Source organism: Prauserella halophila, assembly GCF_024171895.1.
GTDB lineage: Bacteria > Actinomycetota > Actinomycetes > Mycobacteriales > Pseudonocardiaceae > Prauserella > Prauserella halophila.
Genome location: NZ_JAMTCQ010000008.1, coordinates 1,029,575 through 1,038,891, shown reverse-complemented (window position 1 = coordinate 1,038,891; position 9,317 = coordinate 1,029,575). Strand labels below are relative to the sequence as shown.

The window sequence follows — 9,317 nt, the reverse complement described above, 5'->3', positions numbered from 1 at the left end:
CTTTGTTCTTTGGTCTATCAGAATAGCTGAGCAAAGGTTTACTGAGAACGGATTCCTCGGAGGTTCGCAGTAAACTGGCTGCCCAGTCGCGAGCAGTTTCGTATCCTCGTGATGAGGACACGGGCAGTGTTACGGCCACGGAGGGCATGCGGTTTAAGTCTGTGACGAGGGTCTTGGCGGGCAATTCCCGGCTATCGAATCGGGCGATCTACTGCGTACTGACGAGTGCGAGCGGATACGACAGGTGCGGCTCGGTCGTGATGGCGGCAAGGGGTCACATTACCGGTTTGACGAGCTAGGAAGGTTGGTGGAGTCGTGGTGAAGTTGCCGAGTCGGGATGAAGTGCGGCAGGCGATCGTGGACTTGCTGGAAGGGCGACGGTCTCGGGAGGAGGTCGATGACTGGGCAGCGCAGTGGCGTACGTTGGATAATCTTCCGGAGATAGACGATCGCCTGGTGTGGGATACTTTGGGCAGGCTTTCTGGGTGTGCCACGTTGGATCCGTTTGATCCGCAGAATGACTACTATCTTCATATTGAAGTGGATTTTCGTGCGTGGTTGGAGGAGTTTGATGCGGCGGTGGCGCGTGGGGAGTAGGTGAGGCGCGGGTCTGCGATCGGTCGTGGGGGTGCGGTACGCGCATCGTCGGCACGTGTGGCGGACTGATGCGCGTGTGGCGTGGGTCGGAACCCGACGAACAGCAAGAAATTGTCCTTCTTCGTAAGAATCTGAACCGGCCCGGCGTGTCCGGAGACTCCGTTCTTGTGGGAAGGATGGAGTTGTGTCGGGGAGTACGTCGACGAGGTATCCGGCCGCGTTGCGTGCGCGGGCGGTCCGGATGGTCGGTGAGGTCCGGGCCGAGCACGATCTTCCCGGGTTCGCGGAGTTTCGGTCCGTTCGGTGCGGTGACCGCGTCCGGCGGGGCGCAGCCGGATGTGGTTTTTCAGGGCCAGTTCACCGATGCGGGCTCGGGCAACGTGAGTATGGGCTCGCGGTGGTATCGGCCGGGGACGGGCGCGTTCGCCTCGCGGGATACGGCGGCCCTGGACCCGCGGGATGGGGGTAATGCCAACCGGTACCGGTATGCCGGGTCCGATCCATTACGCCATACGGATCCGACTGGGACGTTGGTGCACTGTACGGCGGCGGCTGCAACTGGGCCGGCGGCGCCTGCTATGGGGACCGCGTGTGTCGCGGTGAGTTCGGCTGCTTTACTCGGCGGGTTTCTGGTGGGGGTCGTGGCCGGAACGTCTGCTGACGCTCCGGCCTCGCGACCGACGAAAGCGGCGCCGCGGCCCACGCCGGTACCGTCCTGGCGGGTTGACTGGAGTCATTCCCATGTGAGGCCCGGTCCTCCGGGGCCTCGGGGGCCCGGCGTGACCGGGTCGCCTGGATCCGGAAGCGCGTGTGGGGCGCTGTGTACTGGTGGTCTGGCGGCGGCGGGCCAAGACGCGGCCAAGCAGGGAGCCGAGGCCGCCCGGCGGGCGCAGCGGGCGGCACAGATCAGGCGGGACGCGATGACACCGCATCCGCAGCCCGATCCAGTGGAGACGATCGCAGCGAATGTCCAAGGGATCCTGGACGCCGCCGCGAACGCCGATCCGATCCACCTGGGAGTGCTGGATCCGTACAGCAACAACACGGACATAGACGGTGGCGGCCCGAAGCGATTCGAGCCGGACGAGGTCGGAAACCCCGCTAGTGGCCCGGGCCGGAGCGGACGTGTTCGTGTCGAGGACGACACCGACTGTGTCACCGGCGGTCATACTCGCTCGGACGGCACCCGCACCAACCAAATCTGGCACTGCGGGGAACCTGACCAGCCATCGGAAAACGCGAGCTCCACTTCATCGATACATCGGGGTAAGCAAGACAAGCAGATCCCGTGGATAACTGGCAAACTTCCTGCTCCTGAAGAGGATGCGCTGGCAGACATTTTGGCACATATTGATGTCGGTACGAAGTCGTCCGGATCGACAGCGAAGAAATGGGGCGCGAATTTTAAGAACCGGAGCGGTTATCTACCTGAAGCAAAGGGCGAGCACTCTCCGTACCACGAATACGGGGTCGCTCCGCCTCCTGGGACTGCTGGACCTGGCCCACTTCGTGTCGTCAGAAACTCCCAAAGTAGGGAAGTGTATTATACTTGGACTCACTACGGTGACTCAGGAAGTCCATCATTCGTTCGGGTTCGGTGATGCGGCATGGATTTTGGGTCGGGTGTAAGTTTTGTCGATCCTGGGACTGCGGAAGAGGTGATATCGACGGGCGGTCCGCGTGCTTCGGCTGTTCTCGTATTCTCGATACGAGACAGCACTGGGCGTAAATCGTTCTTCGAGGCAGTTCGTGCTGGTTTGCCGTTAGATCCTCCGTTGGTTAGCTCTCGGAGTTGGGATGCGCTTGCTGATTCGGTTTGGGAAGGTATATATAAACTTGAAACTGATAGTGTTATTATCGTCTGGCCCGATGCTACGCGTTTTAAACGTATTTCCAGCGAGGAATTTCATACGGCTGTTTCGGTGTTGAGCGATATTTCCGCATCCTTGGCGGACAGTGACGAGACGGATGGTCGACCGAGAAACGTCGCAGTTTTGGTTGGTATAGGCGAATGATTGGTCGTCCACGTTTACCGCACCTGGCGACGTCGTCCAGGTGCGATGGTCGCCACGAGTGTGAACACAGGTGGGTAAGCACAGGTCGTCGCCTGGGGTGGACGGGCCGGATCATCAATCGATGATTTCCTGTGCTAAGCGAAGCACAATACCGTCGTGCGGGTGGTGAACGTGGTTAACGTGTGCCGCTGCTACGTCTGAGGTGTATCAAGAAAGGTTTGCATTATCTGTTTGACGCGGCGGGGAAGTTGGTGAAGTCGTGGTGAGTGTCCCGAGTCGGGATGAAGTGCGGCAAGCGATCGTGGACTTGCTGGAAGGGCGCCGGTCCCGGGAGGAGGTCGATGACTGGGCAGCGCCGTGGCGTACGTTGGATGATCTTCCGGAGATAGACGATCGCCTGGTGTGGGATACTTTGGGCACGCTTTTTGGGTGTGCGACGTTGGATCCGTCTGATCCGGAGAATCCCGGATATCTTCATGATGAAGTGGATTTTCGTGCGTGGTTGGAGGAGTTTGATGCGGCGGTGGCGCGTGGGGAGAGGTGAGGCATGGGTCTGTGATCGGTCAAGGGGGTGCGGTATGACGTAGAGGTTCCATAGAGGAGGAAAATGTACCGAATATTCGAGGGTGACCACCTGTATACCGGGCTGGACGATGCGCCGGACGTTCAGGTAGTGACGAAGCCGAATGGGAACGGGGTCGAGATGTCGATAGGGTACGTGTCGGCTCTCGCAGGGGGACGAAGGACCATCGTCTTCTTTCCTGCGGTATTTGAATATCGGTGGGTCGACGACGATTACAGTAGTGTCTGGCCACACAAGGATCACTACGAATTTTCATTGATCGAAATATTGGATTCAGAATATATCAGGCGAATGGTTCAGTCCGCACCCTTTGGGCGCAGTTCTCCGGGTTACGAGCTTGGCGGGGTACTGAAACTGGAAGATGTTCATCATTATCGGATTGGCTTCGATGGCCACGGAATATATGATATCGTCTCGACGGAATGTTCCGTCGAGGTTCATGAACTGTCGCCGCCGCCCGCCTGAACACCTCGTTCTCCTGGTCCAACAGCCGATTACGGCGCTTGAGCTCCCGCAACTCGGCCGCTGCGTCCGAGGGCACACTCGACTTGGCGCCGTCCTCGCCATCGGCCACGCGCAGCCATTTCTGCAACGTCTTCGGATGAACACCGAGATCGCCGGCGACCTGCGCCAGCGTCACACAAGGCCCGCGGTTACGCGCGACCCGGACCACGTCCTCACGGAACTCACGGGGATAGGGCTTGGGCACAGTGGCATCCTTCCACGCCCGCACATCAGCAAGCGAACCCAGATGTCACAGAACCCTGCAGCAGCCCCGTTACCGTGGATCAGCGATTGGTCGATAAACTGACTCAAGATCCCGGGATGCCCCTTCGGCTTTATATCGCTTCCCCTCTCGCTCGAAAATTGCGGAGAAATATTTCCCGATCGGCAGACGGAATCGGCAACTTGAAATCGGGTTCGGTAAAATCGGCCAGGGCCGTTTCAGGTCGTACGAATTCGACTCCGGTAGACCGCCAAGGTCCATCTTTGAACTTCGATGCAATTATCGCGAGGTCCCCTGGGGTGGCGGACTTCACGCATGTTTCGACATGGTCGGGCCGGCGCTACACCGCGTTCGTCACCGGGCACCTACGCCCGTCGGATCCTGGGCTGGTCAGTGGCCACGACGGCGACCAGCCGACTCGTCTTCGACGCCCTCGAGATCGCCACCGCGGAATGGGTCGACTGGTTCAACCACAGCCGACGGTCCGAGTACTGCGACAAACCCCACACCCCTCGAGGTCGAGGGGTCGAACCCCTTTCGCCTGGCTGGTCAGAACACCCTAGCGCTCAACCGAAATGTCCGGATAGGCTGGCTGGAGATGAGCAATGCACGAAATGCGCCGACGCGTGATCGGCGGGACCGGCGGATCGCGCTGAGCAAGGAGCTGGCGCGGATGCTGCGGCACCGGCCCGACCGGTACGGCCTCGAGCTCGACGACGCCGGATGGGTGGCCGTGGACGAGGTGCTCGCGGCGCTGTCCCGCCACCGTCGGTGGTCCGATGTCGCCCGCGAGGACTTGGCCGAGGTAATCCGCGGCTCGGACAAGCGGCGCTACGAGCTTTCCGGTGCATCGATCCGGGCGCTGTACGGGCACAGCACGTCGGGGCGGATCGCGAGGACCGCCCAGCGACCACCCAGCACGCTGTTCCACGGCACCGCGACACACACCGTGTCGGAGATCCTGACCACTGGGCTACTGCCGATGCGGCGGCAGTATGTGCACCTGTCCACCGACCGGGAAACCGCCACACAGGTCGGCGGGCGCAAGGCCGTCGATGTCGCGATCCTGGAAGTGGACGCCGCTGCGGCCCACGAAGCCGGGGTCGAGTTCTTCCGCGGCAACGACCAGATATGGCTCGCCGAATCGGTTCCCCCGCGATTCCTACATCCCGAGGCACGGGACTGAGACCAGGGCCACGTTCCTTCAGGGTGGCGGTACGGCGCGGATTTCACCGAGTTGCCAATCCATGTAAAGACCAAAGGTTTGCATCATCTGTTTGACGCGGCGAGGAAGTTGGTGAAGTCGTGGTGAATGTCCCGAGTCGGGATGAAGTGCGGAAAGCGATCGTGGACTTGCTGGAAGGGCGCCGGTCACGGGAGGACGTCGATGACTGGGCAGCGCCGTGGGCTACGTTGGATGATCTTCCGGAGATAGACGATGAGCTAGTGTGGGATACTTTGGGCTGGCTTTTTGGGTGTGCGATGCCGGATCCGTCTAGGCCGCATAATAACGGCTATCTTTTTGGTGAAGTGGATTTTCGTGCGTGGTTGGAGGAGTTCGATGCGGCGGTGGCGCGTGGGGAGTAGGTGAGGCACGGGTCGGCGCCGTCGGCTGGACGCTTCGTGACCGTCCTGGAGTAGAACAGGATCTGCACATTGTCGCGTGAAGTCTTCGAAGGGCGAGAGGTTGAGGTTATTAGGTTCTTTGACCTCGGCATGGATCAATGGGTGCTAGAATTTCATGATTCCCTTCAAGGTAAGAGGGGTCAGTCTCTTGCGATCTGCGTAACAGAAGGAGATGAGTGGTCGGATGCAGTCTTGAGTATTGAACCCTCAACTCCCGATGTTCCTATACGCTTCGTTCTCTGGGCCATCCGATTAGCTGAGCAAAGATTTACTGGGAGCGGATTCCTGGGAGGCTCGCAGTAAACCAGCTGCGCGGTCGAGCGAATTTTCGTCTCCTCGTGGTGAGGCACGGGTCTGCGATCGGTCGTGAGGGTGCGATCCGCGCATCGCCGGAGGTCCAGCGGTCCAGCATTCGTGTGCCGGAGGCCCCGAGCCGCACCAGGCGCAGGGGCGCCCGCCCCGAGGACGCCGACGGTCCGCCTCCTGATACTACGCCGACTGGCGAGGGCGCCCCCGACCTCCACAGGCTGAGTCCACCGGCAGGGTCACACCGCCAGAACCGCGCGGGCCCGGTCGACAGAGCCCGGTGAGCCGGCCCGGTTCCCCTGCCGCGACAGCGGTGGCGAGGACCGGGCCGGCTCATTCCGTGGCAACGACGCCCGCCGCCGCGGTGGTGCCGCCGCGGCGGCGGGCGGAACTCAGCCGGGGAGTGTGAGCTCGACGATCTCCGCCGACACCTGGCCGCCGGGCGTGCGGTAGGTGATCGTGTCGCCCGCCGCGTGGTCCGCGATCGCGCGGCCGAGCGGACTGTCGGCGGTCAGGCTCGACTGCTCGTCGTCGGCCTCGGCCGCGAACCCGACCACGAGCAGGTCCTCGGTGTCGCCGTCCGCGAATTTCAGCGTCACCTGCGTGCCCGAGGGCAGCAGCCCCTCCTCCTGCTCGGCGGTCGGACCGCCCTGCAGCAGGTCCGTGATCTCGGCGATCCGCCGGTCGAGTTTCGACACCGACTCGGCGCGCTCGAGCAGATCCGCCTGGTCGGCGCTGTCGCCCATCGGATCCTCTCCCAGCCGCGGAGCCAGCGACTCGCGCTGTTGCCGCAGCGCATCCAGTTCCTGCTGGAGGCGCTCACGGGTTTTCGCGCTCAAACCTCCGGTCGACGTCATCCGGTCCTCCCTCACGTGATCCGGCGACGTTCGCGCCGCGATCTACGACATTGTCGACGTTGTGTGCCCACCTCGCCACGTGTTCTCCGGCTCGATCGTGTTCGCCGAGGTCACGCGAGGGAGGAATGGGCCCGTGCCTGCCGGTCAGTCGTTATAACCGGCCTTGCGGAGGGCGTCGGCCATCGCGCCGCCCGCCGGAGCCTGCTTGCCGCCCTGCCGGTTCTGCTTGCCACCCTGCTTGCCGCCCTGCTTGCCGCCCTGCTTGGCACCTTGCTTGCCACCCTGGCGTCCGCCCTGCTTACCGCCCCGGTCGCCGCCGTCACCCTGCTGCCGCGTGCCGCCACGGGGCTTGCCGCCGTCCTGCCCACCCGGCGTGACCTCGTCGTCCAGGCGGAGCGTCAGCGAGATGCGCTTGCGGGGCACGTCGACGTCGAGCACCTTCACGGTCACGACGTCGCCCGGCTTGACGACCTCGCGCGGATCGTTGACGAAGTTGTGCGACATGGCCGACACGTGCACGAGACCGTCCTGGTGCACGCCGACGTCGACGAACGCACCGAAGGCGGCCACGTTCGTGACGACCCCCTCCAGTCGCATCCCCGGATCGAGGTCGGACAGGGTCTCGACGCCGTCCGCGAACGCCGCGGTCGTGAACTCGGGACGCGGGTCCCGGCCGGGCTTCTCCAGCTCGGAGAGGATGTCGGTGACGGTCGGCAGGCCGAACGTGTCGTCGACGAACCGCTCGGCACTGACGCCGCCCAGCGCCCGCGCATTGCCGATGAGTTCCCGGATGCCGGTGCCGGTCTCGTCGAGGATGCGCCGCACGACAGGGTAGGCCTCGGGGTGCACGGCGGAGGCGTCGAGCGGGTCGTCGCCATCCGGGATGCGCAGGAAGCCCGCACACTGCTCGAACGCCTTCGGCCCGAGCCGTGCGACGTCCTTGAGCCCGTCCCGGTCGCGGAACGGGCCCGCGGAGTCGCGGTGGGACACGATGTTCTCCGCGAGCGACGCGCCGATGCCCGACACCCGCGAGAGCAGCGGCACCGACGCCGTGTTGAGGTCCACCCCGACAGCGTTCACACAGTCCTCGACGACCGCGTCGAGCGAGCGGGACAGCTTCGACTCCGACAGGTCGTGCTGGTACTGGCCGACGCCGATCGACTTCGGATCGATCTTCACGAGCTCGGCCAGCGGGTCCTGCAGGCGCCGGGCGATCGAGACGGCACCGCGCAGCGACACGTCCAGGTCCGGCAGCTCCCGCGCCGCGTAGGCCGAGGCCGAGTACACCGAGGCACCCGACTCGGACACCATGACCTTGTTCAGTGCCAGCTCGGGTTTCGCCTTGACCAGGTCGCCCGCCAGCTTGTCGGTCTCGCGCGAGGCGGTGCCGTTGCCGATCGCGATCAGCTCGACGTCGTGCTCGCGCGCCAGCTTCTCCAGCTTCGCCGTCGCCTCGTCCCAGCGCGCCTGCGGCTTGTGGGGGTAGATCGTGTCCGTGGCCACGACCTTGCCGGTGGAATCGAGGACGGCCACCTTCACGCCGGTGCGGTAGCCGGGGTCCAGGCCCATCGTGGCGCGCGTGCCCGCCGGTGCGGCGAGCAGCAGGTCGCGCAGGTTCGTGGCGAACACGCGCACGGCCTCGTCCTCGGCGGCCTGCCGCAGCCGCATCCGCAGGTCGATGCCCAGGTGCAGCAGGATCTTCGTGCGCCACGCCCAGCGCACCGTGTCCGACAGCCACTTGTCGGCGGGCCTGCCCTGGTTGTCGACGCCGAAGCGCTCGGCGATCCGCATCTCGTACTCGGTCGGCCCGGTCCGGGGCTCCTCCTCCGGGTCCGCGGGCCGGTCCGGCTCGGTCGTCAGGTCGAGGATCTCCTCCTTCTCACCGCGCAGCAGCGCCAGCACCCGGTGCGACGGCAGCTTCGTGAGCGGCTCGGCGAAGTCGAAGTAGTCGGCGAACTTGGCGCCCTCGGTCTCCTTGCCGTCCCGGACCTTCGACGTCATCCAGCCGTGGTTCCACATGCGCTCGCGCAGCTCACCGATCAGGTCGGCGTCCTCGGCGAAGCGTTCCACGAGGATGGCCTTCGCGCCGTCCAGCGCGGCCTGCGCATCGGCGACGCCCTTCTCGGCGTCGACGAACGCCGCGGCCGCCGCCTGCGGCTCGGTCGCCGGGTCGCCGAGCAGCCCCTCGGCGAGCGGTTCGAGTCCGGCCTCCCGCGCGATCTGCGCCTTGGTGCGGCGCTTCGGCTTGTAGGGCAGGTAGATGTCTTCGAGGCGGGCCTTCGTGTCGGCCGCCATGATGCTGGCCTTGAGCTCGTCGTCGAGCTTGCCCTGCGAGTCGATCGACTCGAGCACGGCCGTCCGCCGATCTTCGAGTTCCCGCAGGTAGCGCAGGCGTTCCTCGAGCGTACGCAGCTGCGTGTCGTCGAGGGTGCCGGTCACCTCCTTGCGGTACCGGGCGATGAACGGCACGGTCGCGCCACCGTCGAGGAGCTCGACCGTCGCCTCCACCTGGCCGGGGCGGACGCCGAGCTCGTCGGCGATCTTCTGGGGAATGGACACCGTCTGAACCACGCAGGGCATTGTGCCCTGCCGCCCCGGCACGATTC

Annotated in this window: 9 protein-coding genes and 2 pseudogenes; 8 read left to right on the top strand and 3 right to left on the bottom strand. The window is 64.3% G+C overall.

Going from position 1 to position 9,317, the window contains the following annotated elements; all coding sequences use genetic code 11:
- Positions 1-315 precede the first annotated feature (315 nt).
- The 5 genes from LY41_RS05060 (at position 316) to LY41_RS05045 (ending at position 3,660) form a co-directional block, all read left to right on the top strand.
- Positions 316-597, top strand: coding sequence for a YxzC family protein (locus LY41_RS05060; protein WP_253862614.1), 282 nt, complete (start codon positions 316-318; stop codon positions 595-597).
- 68 nt (positions 598-665) lie between these two features.
- Positions 666-2,198, top strand: a complete 1,533-nt coding sequence (locus LY41_RS23990; protein ID WP_372493092.1) for an RHS repeat-associated core domain-containing protein — start codon at positions 666-668, stop codon at positions 2,196-2,198.
- 6 nt (positions 2,199-2,204) lie between these two features.
- Entirely contained in the window at positions 2,205-2,612 is a 408-nt protein-coding gene (locus LY41_RS05055; protein WP_253862613.1) for a barstar family protein, read from the top strand.
- Between the two features lie 259 nt (positions 2,613-2,871).
- A complete protein-coding gene (locus LY41_RS05050; RefSeq protein ID WP_504966152.1) occupies positions 2,872-3,156 on the top strand; it encodes a YxzC family protein in 285 nt (94 codons plus the stop codon).
- A gap of 63 nt (positions 3,157-3,219) precedes the next feature.
- Complete coding sequence (locus LY41_RS05045) at positions 3,220-3,660, top strand: hypothetical protein (RefSeq protein ID WP_253862923.1); 441 nt, start codon at positions 3,220-3,222, stop codon at positions 3,658-3,660.
- Positions 3,661-3,748: 88 nt separating this feature from the next.
- Here LY41_RS05045 and LY41_RS23985 read toward each other — a convergent pair.
- A pseudogene (locus tag LY41_RS23985) lies at positions 3,749-3,835 on the bottom strand (hypothetical protein); the annotation flags it as partial.
- Between the two features lie 386 nt (positions 3,836-4,221).
- Between LY41_RS23985 and LY41_RS05035 the strand changes: the two are divergent.
- The 3 genes and pseudogenes from LY41_RS05035 to LY41_RS05025 all read left to right on the top strand — a co-directional run.
- Positions 4,222-4,366: pseudogene (locus tag LY41_RS05035) on the top strand (IS3-like element IS987 family transposase); the annotation flags it as partial.
- A 154-nt stretch (positions 4,367-4,520) separates the two neighbouring features.
- Positions 4,521-5,108, top strand: coding sequence for an RNA 2'-phosphotransferase (locus tag LY41_RS05030; RefSeq protein ID WP_253862611.1), 588 nt, complete (start codon positions 4,521-4,523; stop codon positions 5,106-5,108).
- A 119-nt stretch (positions 5,109-5,227) separates the two neighbouring features.
- A complete protein-coding gene (locus LY41_RS05025; RefSeq protein WP_504966150.1) occupies positions 5,228-5,509 on the top strand; it encodes a YxzC family protein in 282 nt (93 codons plus the stop codon).
- Between the two features lie 737 nt (positions 5,510-6,246).
- Here LY41_RS05025 and LY41_RS05020 read toward each other — a convergent pair.
- Positions 6,247-6,711, bottom strand: a complete 465-nt coding sequence (locus LY41_RS05020; RefSeq protein ID WP_253862609.1) for a GreA/GreB family elongation factor — start codon at positions 6,709-6,711, stop codon at positions 6,247-6,249.
- A 144-nt stretch (positions 6,712-6,855) separates the two neighbouring features.
- Positions 6,856-9,291 (bottom strand): Tex family protein, encoded by a 2,436-nt coding sequence (locus LY41_RS05015; RefSeq protein WP_253862608.1) that lies wholly within the window; start codon positions 9,289-9,291, stop codon positions 6,856-6,858.
- Positions 9,292-9,317: the final 26 nt, after the last annotated feature.